Annotated in this window: 18 protein-coding genes; 5 read left to right on the top strand and 13 right to left on the bottom strand. The window is 68.2% G+C overall.

All coding sequences use genetic code 11. The features are described 5' to 3' along the window. Positions 1-98 precede the first annotated feature (98 nt). Together ACILR9_RS25220 and ACILR9_RS25215 are read right to left on the bottom strand one after the other, a co-directional pair. Positions 99-1,094: a Bug family tripartite tricarboxylate transporter substrate binding protein gene (locus ACILR9_RS25220; protein ID WP_395712727.1), complete on the bottom strand. Its 996-nt coding sequence runs from the start codon at positions 1,092-1,094 to the stop codon at positions 99-101. Positions 1,095-1,509: 415 nt separating this feature from the next. Then, positions 1,510-2,253, bottom strand: coding sequence for a tellurite resistance TerB family protein (locus ACILR9_RS25215; RefSeq protein WP_395712726.1), 744 nt, complete (start codon positions 2,251-2,253; stop codon positions 1,510-1,512). Positions 2,254-2,546: 293 nt separating this feature from the next. Here ACILR9_RS25215 and ACILR9_RS25210 point away from each other — a divergent pair, with 293 nt between their 5' ends. Then, positions 2,547-3,548, top strand: a complete 1,002-nt coding sequence (locus tag ACILR9_RS25210; RefSeq protein ID WP_395712725.1) for a Bug family tripartite tricarboxylate transporter substrate binding protein — start codon at positions 2,547-2,549, stop codon at positions 3,546-3,548. An 18-nt stretch (positions 3,549-3,566) separates the two neighbouring features. Here ACILR9_RS25210 and ACILR9_RS25205 read toward each other — a convergent pair whose 3' ends face one another. The 6 genes from ACILR9_RS25205 to cobS all read right to left on the bottom strand — a co-directional run bounded on the left by ACILR9_RS25205 (position 3,567) and on the right by cobS (position 9,489). Next, on the bottom strand, positions 3,567-4,319 hold the full coding sequence (locus ACILR9_RS25205; protein ID WP_395712724.1) for a lipid-binding SYLF domain-containing protein: 753 nt from the start codon (positions 4,317-4,319) through the stop codon (positions 3,567-3,569). A 273-nt stretch (positions 4,320-4,592) separates the two neighbouring features. Beyond that, positions 4,593-5,966 (bottom strand): IS4 family transposase, encoded by a 1,374-nt coding sequence (locus ACILR9_RS25200; RefSeq protein ID WP_395712723.1) that lies wholly within the window; start codon positions 5,964-5,966, stop codon positions 4,593-4,595. Between the two features lie 247 nt (positions 5,967-6,213). Next, positions 6,214-6,789, bottom strand: coding sequence for a bifunctional adenosylcobinamide kinase/adenosylcobinamide-phosphate guanylyltransferase (cobU, locus tag ACILR9_RS25195; protein WP_395712722.1), 576 nt, complete (start codon positions 6,787-6,789; stop codon positions 6,214-6,216). A 92-nt stretch (positions 6,790-6,881) separates the two neighbouring features. After that, entirely contained in the window at positions 6,882-7,763 is an 882-nt protein-coding gene (locus ACILR9_RS25190) for a class I SAM-dependent methyltransferase (RefSeq protein WP_395712721.1), read from the bottom strand. A gap of 27 nt (positions 7,764-7,790) precedes the next feature. Then, positions 7,791-8,462 (bottom strand): histidine phosphatase family protein, encoded by a 672-nt coding sequence (locus ACILR9_RS25185; RefSeq protein ID WP_395712720.1) that lies wholly within the window; start codon positions 8,460-8,462, stop codon positions 7,791-7,793. A gap of 196 nt (positions 8,463-8,658) precedes the next feature. Continuing rightward, positions 8,659-9,489 (bottom strand): adenosylcobinamide-GDP ribazoletransferase, encoded by an 831-nt coding sequence (gene cobS, locus ACILR9_RS25180; RefSeq protein WP_395712719.1) that lies wholly within the window; start codon positions 9,487-9,489, stop codon positions 8,659-8,661. A gap of 56 nt (positions 9,490-9,545) precedes the next feature. On the opposite strand from cobS, the gene cobT reads away from it, so the two are divergent. Then, positions 9,546-10,565 carry a nicotinate-nucleotide--dimethylbenzimidazole phosphoribosyltransferase gene (cobT, locus tag ACILR9_RS25175; protein WP_395712718.1) on the top strand — a complete coding sequence of 340 codons (1,020 nt, stop codon included), beginning with the start codon at positions 9,546-9,548 and terminating at the stop codon, positions 10,563-10,565. A 128-nt stretch (positions 10,566-10,693) separates the two neighbouring features. Here the strand turns inward: cobT and ACILR9_RS25170 are convergent, their stop codons facing one another. After that, a complete protein-coding gene (locus ACILR9_RS25170; protein ID WP_395712717.1) occupies positions 10,694-11,281 on the bottom strand; it encodes a hypothetical protein in 588 nt (195 codons plus the stop codon). A 257-nt stretch (positions 11,282-11,538) separates the two neighbouring features. Between ACILR9_RS25170 and ACILR9_RS25165 the strand changes: the two genes are divergently transcribed. Then, positions 11,539-12,735, top strand: coding sequence for a formyl-CoA transferase (locus ACILR9_RS25165; protein ID WP_395712716.1), 1,197 nt, complete (start codon positions 11,539-11,541; stop codon positions 12,733-12,735). A gap of 7 nt (positions 12,736-12,742) precedes the next feature. Here ACILR9_RS25165 and ACILR9_RS25160 read toward each other — a convergent pair whose 3' ends face one another. Beyond that, on the bottom strand, positions 12,743-13,717 hold the full coding sequence (locus tag ACILR9_RS25160; protein WP_395712715.1) for a Bug family tripartite tricarboxylate transporter substrate binding protein: 975 nt from the start codon (positions 13,715-13,717) through the stop codon (positions 12,743-12,745). A gap of 159 nt (positions 13,718-13,876) precedes the next feature. Here ACILR9_RS25160 and ACILR9_RS25155 point away from each other — a divergent pair, with 159 nt between their 5' ends. Further along, entirely contained in the window at positions 13,877-14,908 is a 1,032-nt protein-coding gene (locus ACILR9_RS25155) for an ABC transporter substrate-binding protein (RefSeq protein ID WP_395712714.1), read from the top strand. A gap of 159 nt (positions 14,909-15,067) precedes the next feature. Here ACILR9_RS25155 and ACILR9_RS25150 read toward each other — a convergent pair whose 3' ends face one another. Then, positions 15,068-15,649 carry a carboxymuconolactone decarboxylase family protein gene (locus tag ACILR9_RS25150; protein ID WP_395712713.1) on the bottom strand — a complete coding sequence of 194 codons (582 nt, stop codon included), beginning with the start codon at positions 15,647-15,649 and terminating at the stop codon, positions 15,068-15,070. Between the two features lie 223 nt (positions 15,650-15,872). Beyond that, on the bottom strand, positions 15,873-16,808 hold the full coding sequence (locus ACILR9_RS25145; protein ID WP_395712712.1) for a DMT family transporter: 936 nt from the start codon (positions 16,806-16,808) through the stop codon (positions 15,873-15,875). A 499-nt stretch (positions 16,809-17,307) separates the two neighbouring features. Here ACILR9_RS25145 and ACILR9_RS25140 point away from each other — a divergent pair, with 499 nt between their 5' ends. After that, positions 17,308-18,003, top strand: coding sequence for a helix-turn-helix transcriptional regulator (locus tag ACILR9_RS25140; RefSeq protein ID WP_395712729.1), 696 nt, complete (start codon positions 17,308-17,310; stop codon positions 18,001-18,003). Here the strand turns inward: ACILR9_RS25140 and ACILR9_RS25135 are convergent. Next, positions 17,958-18,176 carry a hypothetical protein gene (locus ACILR9_RS25135; protein ID WP_395712711.1) on the bottom strand — a complete coding sequence of 73 codons (219 nt, stop codon included), beginning with the start codon at positions 18,174-18,176 and terminating at the stop codon, positions 17,958-17,960. The genes ACILR9_RS25140 and ACILR9_RS25135 overlap by 46 nt on opposite strands. Positions 18,177-18,335 lie beyond the last annotated feature (159 nt).

Genomic DNA, 18,335 nt, shown 5'->3' with positions numbered 1-18,335 from the left:
TTGGGGCTCATAACCCCTCCGTCTCGGATTACCGAGACACCTCCCCAGCGGAGCTGGGGAGGAGAATGAAGAGCGCAGCGATATGCGAGTTCCGCGGCCTACGGCGAGCTGATCGGAATGCCGGCCGCCTTCACCAGCGCGGCATTGGCCGCGATCTCCTTGCCGATCTCCGAATCGAAGGCGCGCGGCTCCAGCACGTTCTGCTCGGCGCCGAGCTTGGCCAGGCTCTGCTTCACCGCGGGATTGGCCAGCGCCTTCACCGTCTCGCGATGGAGCCTGTCGACGATGTCGCGCGGCGTGGCCGCCGGGACGAACATGCCGACCCAGAAATCGTAGTTGGAGTCGGGCACGCCCAGCTCGACGGTGGTCGGCAGGTCGGGCAGCACCGCCGAGCGCCTGCTGCTGCCCATGGCGAGCGCCACCAGGCGGCCGTCGTTAATCAGCGGCAGGCAGATGTTGACCGGGCAGAAGAAGTAATCGAGGCGGCCGGCCAGCAGCTCGGTCAGGACCTCGGGCGTGCCCTTGAACGGCACGTGCACGGCGTCGATCCCGGCGCCGATCCGGAAACGCTCGGCATTGAGCTGGTTGGCCGTGCCGACGCCCGCCGAGCCGTAGTTCAAGGTGCCGGGCCTCGCCTTGGCCCGCGCAATCAGGTCCTTCACCGACTTGAGGCCGCTGTCGGGCGACACGACCAGCGCCTGCGGCAGCACGGCGAGCGGCGTGATGCCCACGAGGTCGCGCAGCGTGTCGTAGGGCGTGTTGGGATAGGTGATCGGCGTGATCGTGTAGGACGACGACTGGACCAGGATGGTGTTGCCGTCGGGCCTGGCGCGGGCGACGGCGCCGACGCCGATCGTGCCGGCGGCCCCCGGCTTGTTGTCGACGATGAAGGGCTGGCCGAGCTGCTCGGCAAGCCGCTGGCCCACGGTGCGGGCCATCACATCGGTGGCGCTGCCGGCGGTCAGGGGCACCACGATATGCACCGGCCGGTCCGGCCAGCCCTGCGCCGTCGCACCCGACGCAAACAGGCCGAGCGCCAGGGCGCGTCCCGCAAGACGGGCCAGCGCCCGCCACCCAATCTGCCGAAGCTTCATGTTCCCCCCTGCCTCGCAGACTATACGGGCCAGGTTTGCGCGCCTACGATCTTGGCCCGGCCTGCGCCTGCCGTGCGGGCGCAGCACAGCGCTCTGGCACACGATCCCCCCGGCTTCCGCAAGCCGGCCATCGCGGCAGTCGTCCCCGTCGCGAAGAGCGGCGCAGGCCAACTGCTCCCCGCCGCTTGGCTTTCGGGCGTCCCCGCACGTCCACGACGGGCGCCGCCGGCAAAAAAAGGCCCATCGCGTCGCGACGGGCCTGAGTTCAGGGAGGAAAAAGTCGCGCAAGGCGCGACCCGACAGCAACGCCTGTCGCCGGCGTCGGTTGCACGGGCTCGTCACAGGATCCCGGGCGGGAGGATGAGGCCAGTCTGCGAGGGCCGGCGTGCCGGCCTGCCATGCGGTGCGACCGCCCTCAGGGCGCCACCGGCACCTTCTCCCCCGTCGCCGCGGCGACCGTGCCGTGCAGATGGGCGACCAGCGCGTCGTCGAGCCCGAGCCGCGCGGCCAGCATGGCGAGGTAGCCGCGCTCGGCGGCGGAATCGACGGTGACGGCGAGCAGCGAGGCGGCATAGATCTCGGCCGCCTGCTCCGGCGTCGTCGCGCCGCGGGCCACGGCATCGACGTCGAGATTGGCGCGCAGCTCGTCCATGACGAAAGCCTTGTCCTCCGACGACAGCGCCATCCTGTCCATCTCGGCGAAGATGCGCGCCTGCTCCTGGGCGTCGACATGGCCGTCGGCCTTGGTCGCCGCGATCATGGCGCGCAGCAGGCTGCGGGCGAGCGACTGCCGGGCGCTCTCCGTCGAGGGATTGAACGGCGTCCCGCTGGGCGCCGGCAGCATCCGCGTCGCCGCCTGGCGCGCCGCCTCCTGCGGCGCCGGCGGGGGATTGCCGGCCTGCCAATCGCGCCAGGCCTTGTAGGCGAGCGCGCCGACCGCCGCCATGCCGCCGAGCTTCAGCGCCTCGCCGCCGATCTCGCGACCCGCCTTCGAGCCGAGCAGAAGGGCCGCGAGGCTGCCGGCGACCGCGCCGCCGCCGGCGCCGCGCAGGAAGTCGCCGATGCCCTGATTGCCCTGGTTGCCCCGACCGGACTGATTGCCCCGAGGGCCTCCCTGACCGCCGAGAAACTGATCGAGCAGACTCTTCGGATCGAACATTTTCGCCTTTCCCAGCATTCCCTGTTCAACAGCGGATTCATATGGTGAGAAATTGTGACAGAACCGTGCACAGGGGCTCAGCCCTTGCCTTCCATCCGGTGCCGGCGAGCCCGTCGCGGAGGCAGGCTGGAGGTCGCGGGATGACAGCATCCGTGTCGGAGCGACGACAATCCGTGTTCGTCCATAGCTGAAAGCTGACAATCCGTGTTCATCCGTAGCTGAAAGCTCATGCGCGACTCCGCCCGTCGCCGCGCCGTGCTAGCGTCCCTCTCAACGAATGCCGGGAGGAAGACATGACACGGAGCACGACGCGCCGCCAAGCCATCGCGCTGGGCCTGGCCGCGCCCTTCATCGCCGCGCCGGGCATCGCCCCGCACACTCACGCACAGACGCCATGGCCGACCAAGCCGGTGCGCATCATCGTGCCGTTTCCGCCCGGCCAGGCAGCCGACATCTTCGCGCGGCTGATGGCGGAGAAGCTGACCGAGCTCTGGAAGCAGCAGGTCGTGGTGGAGAACAAGGGCGGCGGCGGCGGCATCCCGGGCGTCGAGGCCGGCAAGGCGGCGACGCCCGACGGCTACACCTTGCTGATCGCCACCAGCGGCACGTTCGGCGTCAATCCCAGCCTCTACCCCGACCTGCCGTACCGGCCGCTGGTCGACTTCAAGCCGATCACCAACATCATCCGCGGGCCGCTGGTGATCGTGGCCCATCCCGGCTTCCCCGCCAGCACGGTGGCGGAGCTGATCGAGCTCGCGCGCAAGGAGCCGGGCAAGCATTCCTATGCCTCGGCCGGCCCCGGCACGGCGCAGCATCTCAGCATGGAGCTGTTCAAGCTGCAGGCGAAGCTCGACATCGTGCACATCCCCTACAAGGGTTCCGGGCCGGCGATGGCCGACCTGCTGGGCGGCCACGTCAAGCTGATGATGGACAGCACGGCGTCGGCGCTGGGCGCGATTCGCGATGGCCGCATCAAGGCGCTGGGCGTCACGACCGCCACGCGCGTGCCGCCGCCGCTCGACAACGTTCCTTCCATAGGCGAGACAGTGGCGGGCTACGATTCTGCCGGCTGGTCCGGGATCGTGGCGCCAGCCAACACGCCCGATGCCGTCGTCAACAAGGTGAACGCCGACCTGGTGGCGCTGATGCGCGATCCCGCCGTGCTGCGCCAGTTCGCCGAGCGCGCCACCCTGGCGGCACCGATGACGCCGGCCGAGTTCGCCGCCTTCATGGAGAAGGACATGGCGACCTGGGCCGAGGTGGTGAAGGCCACCGGCACGAAGCCCGGGACCTGATCCAACCGCCGATCTTCGTTACCACTGCGCCATGAACTGGCGGATCGGCTCGGCACCGGGATTGGTGTAGCGGCGGTCGAGCACGATCGACTTGGCGGTCGCGCCCTGGCCGTAATACAGCGCGTTCCAGTCGCTGTCGGCGTCGAGGTAGGAGCCTTCGATCGAGGCGCCGGCGAACAGGCCGGCCGAGTTCGAGAAGGCGACGATGTCGGCGCCGACCGCCGCCGTCGAGGCGCCTTCCAGGCCGATCCCGACCGCCACCATGGTGACGCCGGCCTCGGCGCCGAACTTGAACTTATGGTCGATCAGCGCCGTCAGACCCTTCTCGGTGCGCACGATGAAGACGATCTCGGAGACCTTGGCGCCGATCTGCAGGCCGAGGCTGCCCGAGCCCATGTTGTAGAAGGCGGGCGGGCTCCAGTCCCGAGGGTTGGTGCGCGCCATCAGCACGCCGCGGCCGCCGGCGGCGCCGACGATGAAGCCGCCCTGCACCAGCTCGGGAATGATCAGCACGCCGCGGGCATTGGTCATGTTGCGGGCGGCGTCGGGGAAGTCCTTGCCGGTCAGGACCTTGCGCGCCGATTCGAGGCAGGAATCGACCAGCGACTGGCGGCGGGCGTCGGCGCGCGCCGGGACGGTGGCAGCGAGCGGGAGGGCAAAGGCGGCCGCAGCCCCCGCCAGGGCGGTTCGGCGATCGAGCTTCATGGCGTGCTCCTTGTTGGGCTCGTGACCGGCGCCGGGGAGCGCCGTGATGGCCACTGCAGACTTCATGATAGCACGGTTCGGGGCGGTTTTGCGGCCCGGTCGCGACCCGCGCCGAGGGTCACCGGCCGGTCACAGACCTTCTCCTCCTCCCCAGCTGCGCTGGGGAGGTGTCGGCGTAATCGCCGACGGAGGGGTCAGAGGCCTCCTCACGTGACTCATGACCCCTCCGTCGCCGTATGACGGCGACACCTCCCCAGCGAAGCTGGGGAGGCCATCATCGAGGGCGCAACCCGCGGAAAACGGTGTCGCCGTATGACGGCGACACCTCCCCAGCGAAGCCTAGCTTGAGCACAGATGTTGCGCTGCGAGATGGTAACCATCAGCGATAGCGTAGAAGCGCTCGAGTCCGTCGCGCATAGTGATGGGGCCATTTGATTTGTCACTTTGGTATCCGGTCCATCCGCCGAGTCGAGCGATGATCCAGGCAGCGGCAGCGAGACTGTTGGGAGGAAAGGGATTTCGCTGTTTTGCGGTGCGCCCTTGTCTGGTGCTGAGCAAGGCGGCGATGACGATGAGCTGCTGAGATGAGAAGACGCGGCTTGCCGGGGCGGCTTGTTGGGCGGCGGAGCGAGCGGCGACGAGCTGCATGGTGATGGCAGCGGTGATGAGAGCGATGGCGGCGAGCTTTTCGAGAGCGTTGCCGTCCTCGAGGACGCTCTGTTCGAGGCGCAGGCCCTGTTGCTTGAGGGTTCGAAAGAGCTGCTCGATGTCCCACCGCCTGCGGTACCAGCCGATCACGGTGACGGCCTTTTCGAGGCTGTCGAGGCGATGGGTGGTCAAGAGGCGCCAGATGATGGGTGTCTGGCCGGGCGGCGGGTCGATCTCGCGGGCTTCGATGGCGAACAGGTCGATCTCGGGCGAGGCTTGGCGATCGGAGCACGATTTAGGGCGTCGAATGGTGAGCGGTCCGAAGCGGACGGCGATCGTGGCCTTTCGGGCGATGCGCTTTTTGCCCGGTCGGGCGGTCAGATCGAGCTCGAAGCGGTGGACCTCGTCGAAGCTGGCCAAGGTTTCGAACAATTTGCCGCCGTCGCCCAGGCTACGATTGCGACAGGCGCGGGTCAGCAGGTGGGTGTGTTGGTCGGGCAGGCGATCCCATTTCTCGTAGATGTCGGCCTCACGGTCATCGACGACCGAGATCAGGGCGGCGTTGGCCAGGACGGCCTTGGCGCGGTCGGCCCCCGTGAGCCATCGATTGGACTCCTTGGCCTCGATCGGCAGTTCTTTGTAGTTGGCGGCCTTGCCGGTGGTGCGGCGCCAGATCTGTGCGTCGACCAGGCCCAGGCATTCGCTGTTGTCGGCGTCGACGGCGAGCACCGGATGGATGAACAGCCCGACGTCGGTGCCATTGCCGACCGTGCCGAGCGAGTGCTTGCGCCGGCGTTGTGCCTGGTAGTTGATCTCGCTGGTGTCCTGGATTGCCAGGACGTGGCGGCCGACCGCCGCGGCGCCGGCCAGGAGCGCGCGATGCGAGACCATTTCCTCCACCGTGACCTCCTTGTTCGACAGAAAGCGCAGGACCCTGACCTGTTCGGCCCGGTCCTCGGTGAGCTTGCGTATACAGACAGTCTGTCGTTGGTGCATGCGCTCGAGCAGCAGGGCGCCATTGCGGGCCAGCCGGGCGTCGCCGAAATAACCGATCTCGCCGATCATGGTGATCCTCTTTGGGTTGAAGAGGATCGTCAGAGATCACATTGAAACTGGTCGCTGCAACAGGGGGCTTCGAAGTGATTCGCCAGGCGATTCGAGGAGTCTATTCTTGCTCTCAACCGTTGTATTGGATTCCAAAATTACAGGGAAATCGTGCGCCTCGACACGCACGCCGAACCTCTCCAGTCTTCGTGCAGCGCAACATCTGTGCTGAAACTAGCCAGCGAAGCTGGGGAGGAGAACGAGGGGATTATGGGGGAAGAGAGCGAGAGGGCCTGTCCTTCATCACCAGCGGCAGGCCGGCGGCCATCAGGATGACGCGGTCGGCGCGGCCGGCGATGCGCATGTTGAGGCGGCCCTGGGCGTCGCGGAAGGTGCGGCCGAGGGTGGTGTCGGGGACGATGCCGAGGCCAACCTCGTTGCTGACGAAGATCACCGGCGCCGTGCAGTCGTCGATCACCTGCAGCAGCGTGTCGGTCTCCTCGTCGAGGTCGGCGCCGGCCAGCATCAGGTTGGAGAGCCACAGGGTCAGGCAGTCGACCAGCACGGGCTGGCCGTGCGCCTGCGCCCGGTGCAGCGCCTCGTCGAGCCTGAGCGGCTCCTCGATCGTCGTCCAGTGGCCGCCGCGGCGCAGGCGATGGGCGAGGATACGGGCCGCCATCTCGGTGTCGCCGGCCTCGGCGGTGGCGACGTAGACCGCCGGGCGCGGCGCAGCGCCGTGCAGGGTGCCGGTGGCGAGGCGCTCGGCATGGGTGCTCTTGCCCGAGCGGGCGCCGCCCAGGACGAGGCTCACCGGTGGCAGCGGAAAGGTCGCGATGTGCTCCATGGGCGTTGTGACGGATGTCGGGACCGCGCGTTGCAAGACATGTTCCGCACCGCCTCCCGAGCCGGCGCGGGATGCACGATGGTGACGATGGGCTAGGCCGGAGGCTGCGCTGCGGCGCGGACCAGCCAGCAGGCGCCGGGCAGCCGCACGCCGTCCGCGCCGGCCTGCGGCGCGAGCGCCGCGGCGATGGCGGCCCTGGCCTGCTCGCGCGCCGCCGGCGTGGCCTCGGCGAAGGCGCGGGCGAGCGGGCCGAAGCGGTCGCTGCCCTCGACCACCTCGGCGACGCTGGCGCCCATCCAGACCGGCCGGTCGACCGGCTCGAAGGCCGGCGCGCCGAAACCGGCCTCGCCCAGGATGCGCGCGACGCGGGTGTGATCGCCGAACGAGTACTGGCCGGGCTCCTCCGGGCCGGGGCGCGGGACCGGCGGCAGGAAGGGCTGGGCGGCGCGCAACGGCACGAGGCCCCAGGGATTCTCCTGCGGCGTGCGCCAGCACAGGAAGACCAGGCGGCCGCCCGGCCGGAGCGCGCTCCGGAGATTGCGGAACGCCGCAACGGGATCGGCGAAGAACATGACGCCGAAGCGCGAGAACACCAGATCGACCGACAGCGCGTCGAACGGCTGCACCGCCGCGTCGCCCAGCACGAAGGTCGCGTTGGCGAGCTGCTGGGCGCGCGCCGCCTCGATCAGCGGCTGCGAGATGTCGACGCCCAGCACGTGCCCGCCGGTGGAACCGCCCGGCCCGACCGCGCGCGCCAGCGCCGCGGTGGTGCCGCCGGTGCCGCAGCCGACATCGATGACGCGCTCGCCGGGCGCAGCCGCCGCGGCGGCCAGCACGATCTCGGAGAACGGCGCGATGCTGCGCTCGATGCGCCCATAGGCAGCGAGCCAGCCCTGCCCGCCCGGCCCGTTCCAGAACGCCGCCTGGTCGGCCGCGAGCTCCTCGCGCGTCTTCGTGCCCTTTGCGTCGCTCATGCCTCTCTCGTCCTCATGCCCCTCTCGTCATGCAAGCGCCGCCGCCTTGGCCACGACCAGGTCGCGCGGCATGTAGTTCACGAAGGCGACGCGCCAGGCGTGCTGCGGGTCGGCCTGCTCGAAATGCTCGATCAGGGTGAGCGAGACGTTATCGATCTCGAAGCGCACTGCCGCCTCGGGATGCAGACCGAAGGCGTGCGCCAGCGCGGCGCGGATGGTGCCGCCATGCGCCGTCGCCACGATGTCGCGGCCGCGATGCTCGGCGGTCAGGCGATCGATGCTGCGCACCGTGCGATCACGCAGGTCGACGAAGCTCTCGCCGCCGGGCGGCCGGTGCTCGGGCGGGCCGAGCCAGAACAGATGGTTGTTGCCGTGCTTCTCGGCGATCTCGACATAGGTGAGGCCCTGCCAGTCGCCGAAATGCTGCTCGGCGAGATCGGGCTCGATCGCGAGCCGGGCCATGTCGGCGCCGGCCTCGGCGAGATGCTCGGCGGTCTTGCGCGCGCGCAGCAGGTGCGAGGAGCACCAGAGGGCGCCGCGCGGCAGCAGCTTCGCCTGGTGCTCGAACAGCGCGCGGTTGCTGACGTCGCAGTCCTTGTCGCTCTGGCCATAGCAGCGCGCTTCCGGATTGGGCACCGGCGCATGCCGCACCCACCACCATCGCGTCACCAGCCCCGTGATCCTGGCGCCTGTCGCCATGCCGTAATATCTCCTCGTGTTGTACGGCTCTTCCCTAGCACATTCCTCCTCCCCAAGCGCATGCTTGGGGAGGTGTCGCCGTCTTCGGCGACGGAGGGGTCATGAGTCATGGGTGAGGGTTGAGCCTGGGGCTCATGACCCCTCCGTCGCGTATGACGCGACACCTCCCCAGCGAAGCCGGGGAGGAGGAGAAGAGTCATCTCGCGATCAGCAGCGCCGCGATGACCAGGAAGACGATCTCGGCGATCTGCTGCACGGCGCCCAGCGTGTCGCCGGTGTAGCCGCCGATGCGCTCGGCGATCCACAGCGCGGCGACCCAGGCGGCGGCGACGGCGAGCAGCGGCGCGAACAGGGCGACCAGGATGCCCTTGCCGAGCAGCAGCAGGAAGGCCAGCACCACGCCGATACCGACCGCCAGCCAGACGTCGTTGTCGGCGGGCTTGCCGGCGCGCACGCCGAGCCCATCGCTGCGCACCGGGGAGAAGGCGAGCAGCGGGATGGCGATGGCGGCGCGCGACACCGCATGGGCGGCGACCAGCACCACCAGGCCGGTCGAGCTGCCGAACTTGGCGAGGCAGGCGACCTTGAGCAGCACGGTGAGCGCCAGCGCCAGCACGCCGAACGTGCCGTTGCGGCTGTCGCGCATGATCTCGAGCCGCCGCGCGGTGTCGAGCCCGTGCGGCCCCAACCCGTCGGCGGTGTCGGCGAGGCCGTCCTCGTGCAGCGCCCGCGTGATCAGCACCGCCGCGCCGACCGCCAGCACGGCGGCCAGCCAGCCCGGGCCCGAGAGGCCGCGCACGATGGCGAACAGCAGGCCGACCGCGACGCCGATGCAGGCGCCGACCACGGGAAGCACCGGCAGCACGTCGGCGAGCCGCCAGCGCGGCAGGCCGACCGCGAGCCTGACGCCGGTGAAGAACGAGACCTGCTCCTTGAAGGCCTCCAGCCAGTCGTCGAAGCCGGCCGGCCGGCTCGCGGCCTGCTCGTAAGGCGCCCCGTCGGGGGGAGGCTGATCGGGACTGGTCATGGTCATCCGAATATAGGATGGTCCGCGCCCGCAATGAACGCCCGGATGCCGATTTGATGGCCGCCTCCTTCGACGAAATGCGCCGCATCCTGCGCGACCTGCCGGGCCCCGACCTCGACGCCGCCACCGGGGTGGTGCGCCGCCAGGCCGAGCTCACCAAGCCGCCCGGCTCGCTCGGCCGCCTCGAGGAGATCGCCGAATGGCTGGCGACATGGCAGGGCCGCAGCCGTCCGCGGGTCGAGCGGCCGCGCATCGCGGTGTTCGCCGGCAGCCACGGCGTGGCGGCACGCGGCATCTCGGCCTACCCGGCCGAGGTCACGGCGCAGATGGTGAAGAACTTCGTCGCCGGCGGCGCGGCGATCAACCAGCTCGCCAGGAGCATCGACGCCGACCTGCGCATCTACGAGCTCGATCTTTCGCACCCGACGGATGATCTCTCCCGCGGGCCGGCGATGGACGAAGCCCGCGCCGCCAATGCCATGGCCTACGGCATGATGGCAGCCGAGCCCGGCATCGACGTGCTGTGCCTGGGCGAGATGGGCATCGGCAACACCACCGCGGCGGCGACCCTCGCCGCGGCGCTGTTCGGCGGCAGCGGCGCCGACTGGGCGGGACCGGGCAGCGGCGTCGCCGGTGCCGCGCTGGCGCACAAGGTCGCGGTGATCGACGAGGCGCTGGCCTGCCACGCCGCGGCGATCGCCGCGCGCGATCCCCTGGCCTTGCTGGCCGCGGTCGGCGGCGAGGAGCTGGCCGCCATCACCGGTGCCGTGCTGGCCGCCCGCATGGGCCGCATCCCGGTGCTGCTCGACGGCTATGCCTGCACCGCCGCCGCCGCCGTGCTGCACGCCGTCGACCGCCGCGCCTTGGACCATTGCCTGGTGGCGCACCGCTCGGCCGAACCCGGCCATACCCGGCTGCTGACGGTGCTGGGCAAGCGCCCGCTGCTCGACCTCGACATGCGCCTGGGCGAAGCCTCGGGTGCGGCACTCGCCGTGCCGCTCCTCAAGGCCGCCGCCGCCTGCCACGACGGCATGGCGACATTCGCGGAGGCGGGCGTGAGCGGAAAGGCAAGCTGATCGCGCGCAGCGCAATCAGCGTCGAGCGCGCGCCGCTCCAGGCGGCGTAGCCTCCGCCGGCAGTGGCGCCCGCTCTCCTCCCCGGCTGCGTCAGGTGGAAGCCTCGGCGTATTGCCGTGCAAGCACCCCTACGATTTGAGCGTGATCTCGGCCACCGCCACCCGGCTGTTGATCTCCGTCAGGTTGTCGCCGCGCTTCACCCGCGGCAGCTGCTGACGGCCGATATCCGTCGTCACGCTATAGGTCCGTATCTCGCCGCCGCCGGGATTTACCAGCGCGATGGTGTTGGCGGCGGGATCGACGCCGACGACGACCCAGTTGGCCACCGACTGGGAAGCCCTGGCGCCGGCCACGGTCTGGCCGGCCTGCACGGCGACCCCCGCGCTCGTACTGCCGGCGGCCGGCGTCTGCACGCCGGGGCTCGAGAGCACGAAGGTGCGGGTATCCTCGACGTCCAGCGCTACGGTGTCGCCAACCTTCGTGCTGGTGAACCTGGCCGCCGTCGGGCTCACATTCAGCCTGCGCTGGGTGCCGTCGGCAGAAGCGATGGTGACGGTACGCGCGGCGGTATCAACGGCCGCGATTTTGCCCTCGAGCGAGTAGCGCGTCGTTGTCTGTATGCCGACGGTCGCCTGATCCGGCTGCGCGAAAGACCGGCTGCCCGCCATCGCCGAACCCGCGAGAGCAACGGCAATCAGAGATCTTCTGTTGAACATGATCGCTTCCTTCCTCTCGGCTGCAAGACGATCGAAGCACCGTTCCAAACGTCTCCCTGTAACGCGCTCCGTATCAGCTTCAGCGAGGAGCTTCAAGCCTCGGTTGCAGCCGCATCCGGTCGGGGCGACACACCTCTGTCATCCGCGCCGCCGCGTGCGAAGCGAATGTCGCCGGCGCTACGGGATTGCCATCAAGGGGCGTGATCGTCGGCCGTCTTCCGACTAGCATGGCCGGCTACGGGAGAAGGAGCGCGACCATGGACCAGGCCTTGAAAGGCGTCCGCATCATCGACATGACGCACAACCAGGCGGGGCCCGCCTGCACGCAGATTCTCGGCTTCCTCGGTGCCGACGTGATCAAGCTCGAGGAGCCCAAGGGCGGCGACATTGCGCGGGTGAACATGCGCGACCACAAGAACAGTGACAGCCTGTTCTTCCTGATCCTGAACGCCAACAAGCGCAGCCTGACGCTCAATCTCAAGACCGACGCCGGCAAGGATCTGTTCCGGAAGGTGATCGCCCAGTCGGACGTGCTGGTGGAGAATTTCGGGCCGGGCGCGCTCGATCGCCTGGGCCTCGGCTACGAAGCCCTGAGCAAGATCAACCCGCGACTTGTCTACGCCACCATCAAGGGCTTCGGTACCTACGGGCCCTACGCCGGCTTCAAGAGCTTCGAGCCGGTCGCCCAGGCCATGGGCGGGGCGATGAGCGTGACCGGCTTCCCCGAGAATCCGCCGACCTACGTCTATCCGGCGATCGGCGATTCCGGCACCGGCATGCACATGGCGATCGGCATCCTGGCGGCGCTGCAGCAGCGCCATGCGACCGGCCGCGGCCAGCATGTCGAGGTGTCCATGCAGGACGCGGTCGTCAACCTGGTGCGGGTGAGCCTGCGCGACCACCAGCGCTTCGGCCATCCGATGCCGCGCACCGGCAATCAGCTCGGGCGCAACGTGCCCGGCACGACCTACGCCTGCGCGCCGGGCGGCCCGAACGACTACGTCTACCTTTACGCACAGCCGCAGATGTGGCCGGCGGTGGCGAAGGTGATGGGGCAGCCGGAGCTGACCGAGGATGCCCGCTTCAAGACGCTGGAAGCGCGCTGGGACAATCGGACGGAGCTCGACGCCATTGTGGAAGCGTGGACGCGCCAGCGCAGCAAGCACGAGGTCATGCGCCTGATGGGCGATGCGGGCGTTCCCTGCGGCGCCTGCCAGGACACCGGCGAGGTGCTGGCCGATCCGCATCTCAAGGCGCGCGAGATGATCGTCGACGTCGATTACCCGACCCGCGGCACCTTTCAGACGGTCGGTTGCCCGATCAAACTGTCGGATTCACCCGTCGCGGTCAGCCGTCCGCCCCTGCTGGGCGAGCATACCGACGCACTGCTTCAATCCCTGTGCGGGGTCGAGCCCGAGGAGGCAAAACGCCTGCGCCAGGAGGGAGTCGTCTAGCCCGAGCCTAGTGCGTCGGCAACTTGATGTCGGCTCTTCGGATGACCTCGCTCCAGCGAGCCACTTCCGACTTGATCATGGCATCGACGATGTCGGGCGACCCTCCGGCCGGCCGGATGGCGAGCTCGTCGTAGCGTTTCGCCAGGTCGGGCATGGCCAGGGCCTTCACCACCTCGGCGTTCAGCCGGCGCACGACGTCGCGCGGCGTGGCCTTGGGCGCGGTGAGCGCGAACCAGGTCTCGACCTCGATGTCGGGCACGCCCGCCTCGGCCATCGTCGGCACGTCGGGCAGCACCTCGAGCCGCTTCGGCGAGGTCACGGCAAGCGCGCGCAAGGCGCCCGACTTCACGTGGCCGGCCACGACCGCGACGTTGTTGAACGTGAGCGCGATCTGCCCCGCCAGCACGTCCGCCACCGCGGGCGCCTCGCCGCGATAGGGCACGTGCACGAGCTTGATGCCGGCATTGAGCTGCAGCAGCTCGACGACCATGTGCGGCGCGCTGCCGACACCGCCCGAGCCGTAGTTGAGGGTTGACGGCCTGGCGCGGGCGAGGTCGATCAGCTCCCGGAGCGTCCTCGCCTCGAACGAGGGATGGACGACGAGGACGAACGGGTTGAAGCCCAGCATGGCCACGCCCGTCACGTCGCGTTGCGCGTCGAAGTCGATGTTCTTGTAGAGCTGCGGGGCGACCGTATAGGCGGTCTGCGTGGCCGACATCAGGGTCGTTCCATCCGCCGGCGCCTTGGCCAGCAGGTCGGCCGCGATCATGCCGCTGGCGCCGGGCTTGTTCTCGACCAGGACAGCGCCGATCGGACCGCCGTTCAGCTTCTCCGCGATCATGCGGGCGACCATGTCCTGGCCGCCGCCGGGCGAGGAGCCGACCAGGATGCGGGTCTGGCCCGCCTGGGCCCGTGCTGAGAATGGCAGAGCGGCAAGCGCAGCAGCGCCGCCGAGAAACGCTCGACGCCTGGGACTATTCATCCGGCTACTCATAGCGGACGAACTCGCGCGTGACGAATGACTTCCCCCTGTCCTCCAAGGCGGGCCTCGGGGCACCATCAGCTCGAGGGGAGTTGCTTTGCCCCAAGTCTGAACGTGCGCTACCAGTAGCCGAACGATTAGTGTGTGATGATGGCCATCATGCAAGCGAAGACCCTGATCCTTTTGGCACTGGCCACCATAGCGGTCGCGCCGACCGCCTGGACGCAACAGAACGAGCGTGTCTACAAGATTGGCTGGCTGTGGGTTGGCGAGCCGAATGCTCCGTCCATCCCGATGGAAAAGTGGGCCGGACCTTGGGTGCCGTTTCGCGAGACCCTGAAAGAGAAGGGGTATATCCTTGGTAAGAACCTCGTCGTGGACACTCGTGACGCTCGGGGTGATATCGGACGACTCCCAGCCGAGGCGGCGGCGCTCGTCGCCGCCAAGGTCGATGTAATCGTGGCACCGGGAACACCCGCAGCAGTTGCAGCAGTGCAGGCAACCCAGAGCATACCGATTGTCTTTCCCGGAGTTGGCGATCCAGTAGGCAAAAGAATCGTGGCAAGCCTCGCCAAGCCCGGCGGCAACGCAACGGGTGTCGCTGTAAATGTCGAAACACCGAAAGTATGGCAGTGGATTCGCGACGTTGCCCCAGGAACCCATCTTATAGGGATTCTATCCAACGCCCGAAATTATGAAGGTATTAACGGGGCTGATGACATAAAGGCCTACCGAGACAGGAAGACTGCTGAATACACGGAAATCGCGAAGGCGCTGGGCGTCGACTTTGTGACCCTGCGGGTGAGCGAGGAGAAGGATATAGAGCCGATGCTTGCCGACTTCGCGAACAGGGGTGGAACAGGCATAGTCATCTACACGGATAGCCATTTGATATCTTGGAGATCCTCGATCATGGAGGCGGTTCGCCGCCACAAGCTGGTCACCGCCTGTGTCCAATGGTTTGGATGGGCGAAGGAAGGGTGTGTGATCACGTATGGCGAAGACCAAGGTTTTCTTCGACGTACTGCGGCTCTCCAGGTCGACAAGATTCTCCGCGGGACAAGGCCCGCTGACATTCCTGTGGAGCAGCCGACCAATTTCAAGCTTATCGTGAATGCGAAGGCGGCAAAGGCGTTGGGCCTCGCGGTGCCGCAGTCGCTGCTCGCCAGTGCGGACGATGTAGTCGAGTAATCTCCTTCACAGTGGCAGTCACCGCCCCATCTCGAGAAGCCGATCAACTCCAAGCAAATTTCAAGCTCGCGCCAACGCCAGTTCCCCAAGAGGCCCCGGGAGCTGGATCAACTAGTCGCCGGTGCGCCAGGAGCAACTCGTTGACCTGCAGGGCCCGCCCTAAAGCTTGGCTCCGGGCAGAAAGTCGTCGAGCGGCACGCCGAAGCTGTTGAGCGCCCACGACACCATGTTGTACTGGCCGATCGTGAACACGACATCCATCAGCTGCTCGGTCGAGCAGGTCTTCGCCAGGGTCGCCCAGGTCGCATCGGAGATCACCGAGCTCTCGTAGAGATCGTCGGCCGCCTGGATCAGCGCGCGCTCGTGCCCGCTCCAGCCGATGGCCTTGGGACCCTCCTTGATGCGCGCGATGTCGGCGTCGCTGAGCGCGCGCGCCGCGTCGCCGCCACCGACGCCGCCGCGCTTGGCGATCAGCTCGTGCTGGGCGAACTCGTACTCGGCCTGGTTCAGCCAGCCGATGCGCAGGATCAGGAGCTCGCGGTCGCGGAACGACAGTGTCTGCTTGCCCAGCACATGGCCGGCGAACGGCGTCCAGCGCTTCACCAGCTGCGGATGGTGGGCCATCACCTTGAAGATGTTGAAGATCTGGCCGTTCATCGCATTCTTCTCGACGTTCTGGCGCTCCTCGGCCGGCATGGTCGAAAGATCGCGCATGGGAATGCGCTGCTTGCGCTTGATCACCGTGGTTCCTCCGTGGGGCGAGTGCGGCAGGCATCTTAGACGCCGTCCGCACCGCCGCGGCAGAAGAAACAGGCTGCGCCTGTCGCTGTGCGGTCAGGCCACTTCCGCGATCATGTGGATCTCGACCGCCATCCCGTAGGTCATCGCCGCCCTGCGGACGGCGGCACGCGCACCGCGGCCCGTCTCGCCAAACACCTCGACCACGAGGCGGAGAAGCCGTCGATCACCTTGGGCTGCTCCTCGATCCTTTGCTCGGCGCCCATGACTTGCTTGCTCCTTGCTCTCTGGTGATGAGGACATCGCCGAAGACGGCGGCGAGCACGATGGCGCCGCCGAGGCAGGTGGCGAGCGCGGGCACCTCGCCGAAGGCGAGCCAGACCAGCACCGGCGCCAGCGGCGTCTCGAGGGCGCCGATCAGGGCCGAGCGCGTCGCCGAGATCAGCCGCGTGCCGACCGTCAGGAGCAGCAGGCCAAGCCCGAACTGGCAGATGCCGAACAGGGCGAGATTGACGAAGGTCCAGCCGGTCGCGGTGACGGCGGCGGCGGGATCGGCCCACGGCAACACCACGACGGCGCAGAGGAGCGCCGACAGGGCGGAGGCGGGCAGCATGTCGACGGCGCGCTGGCGGCGGATCAGCACCATCATGGCCGAGATCAGCACGGTCATGAGCAGCGCCAGGAAATTGCCCCACAGGCGGCCGGCGCCGATCGCCGGGATGACCGTGACGGCGACGCCGATCAGCGCCCCGCCGCTCGCGATCAAGGTCGACCAGCGTTCGCGCACGCCGGTCCATGCCCAGGCGAGCCCGGCGGTGATGAACGGCGCGGTGGCGTTGATCACCAGGACGTCGGCCACCGTGGTCTCACGCAGGGCGTGGATGAAGCAGATGGTGGCCGCGGTCGAGCAGCCGGCCGCGACCAGCCCGAGCCAGCCGACGCGCCGCAGGGCGGCGAGCGACCCGGCGCCGTGCTGCCAGATCACCCAGCCGGCGATGAACGCGGCGCCGAACAGGCCGCGCCAGAACAGCATGATCCAGACGTCGACCTCGATCAGGCGCGTGAAGAAGCCCGCCGTGCTGAAGGCGAAGGCCGACAGGATGACGAGGATGATGCCGTGCCAGGAGCGGTCGTCGGTGTGGGTCAGGGCGAGGGTCGTCATGGCGATTTCCGATTCGGCGGCGGTTCACAGTCCACCTCACCCTGAGGAGGGAGCGAAGCGCCCGTCTCGAAGGGTGGGCAACAAGCGAGGTGTCTGTTGCCCATCAAAGGGCGAAGATTAATTCGCCCGATTCGAGACGCGCCCTGTGGGCGCTCCTCAGGATGAGATTGGAGTTGACTCGTCTGTCGGTGGTGACTCTAGTTTTTCCCTCCTGACAGGGTTATGTCAGGAGCCGTTGCGCGCTTCCCCGATAATCCGGGCAGGGCATTCGCATATGGAAAAAATTCCGTCATCCCGACCGGAGCCGCACGCAGCGCGGCGTGGTGGAGGGACCTTTCTTGTTCTTGTTGCAGCGTAGAGAAGAAAGGTCCCTCCACTGCGCCGCCAATGGCGCTGTAAACAGCGCCTAATCGGGCAGCCTCGCTCGGGATGACGGGGGAAAAACGGCAAACGCGAATGCCCTGCGTAGCGCGGGAGGAAAATGAAGGGAGCCCACGCCATGCGGCGCGCCGATCGGTTGTTCGATGTCATCCAGATCCTGCGGGCGGCGCGCAAGCCGATGACGGCGGCGGCGATTGCCGAGGAGCTCGAGGTCACGGTGCGCACGGTCTATCGCGACGTGGCGACCCTGCAGGCGCGGCGCGTGCCGATCGAGGGGGCGGCGGGCGTGGGCTACGTGCTGCGCAAGGGCTTCGACCTGCCGCCGCTGATGTTCACCATCGACGAGATCGAGGCGATCGCGGTCGGCGCCCGGCTGGTCAAGCGGCTGCGCGACCGCGCCCTGACGCACGCCTCCGCTCGCGTGCTCGAGAAGGTGACGACGATCCTGCCGCAAAGCCTGCGCGGCCATGTCGATGCGCCGTTCTACGTCTCGCGCGGCGACACCGCCACGCCGAGGGGGGTCGATGCAGCCGCGCTGCGCGCGGCGATCCGCGACCGGCGCAAGATGCGCATCACTTATCGCGACGAGCAGGCGCGCCGCACGCGGCGCACCATCTGGCCGCTCGCCATGGCCTATTATGTCGATGTCACGCTGGTCGGCGCGTGGTGTGAATTGCGCCGGGACCTGCGCAATTTCCGCATCGAGCGCATCGCCGAGTCAACGGTGCTGGCCGACCAGTTCGAGGATCCCAAGGGCAGGCTGCTGGCTCAGTGGCGCGCCTTGCCGAAGGAGGCACCGGGGGTCGCCCCATGATCGTCGTTGCCCAGTCGGGCGGCGGCCAGGCGGGCGTGGCCGGGCGTGTTGTATTCCGTGCCATCGATCTCGAAGAATGGATGAGCGACCGCATGGAAGCGGAAGGAGTCGCCTTCCTTGATGACGATGCCGGCGGGCCTGCCCCACACTTCGACGACGAATGGTTCGAGCATGTCAGCTCCTCCTTGGGCTACACGGGAGGTAGTGTCGATCCGCGTCAGCGACAACAGTCAGCGTTGTCGTTTCTCACTCGCACGGGAGCAGATACCGCGCGTACGGCATCAATATGGCGGAGAACTTTCTGCCGCACTTTTTTTCGCCCCAGGCTGACG

It is taken from the genome of Reyranella sp., assembly GCF_044224635.1.
GTDB lineage: Bacteria > Pseudomonadota > Alphaproteobacteria > Reyranellales > Reyranellaceae > Reyranella.
This window is presented reverse-complemented; position numbering and strand designations above follow the sequence as displayed.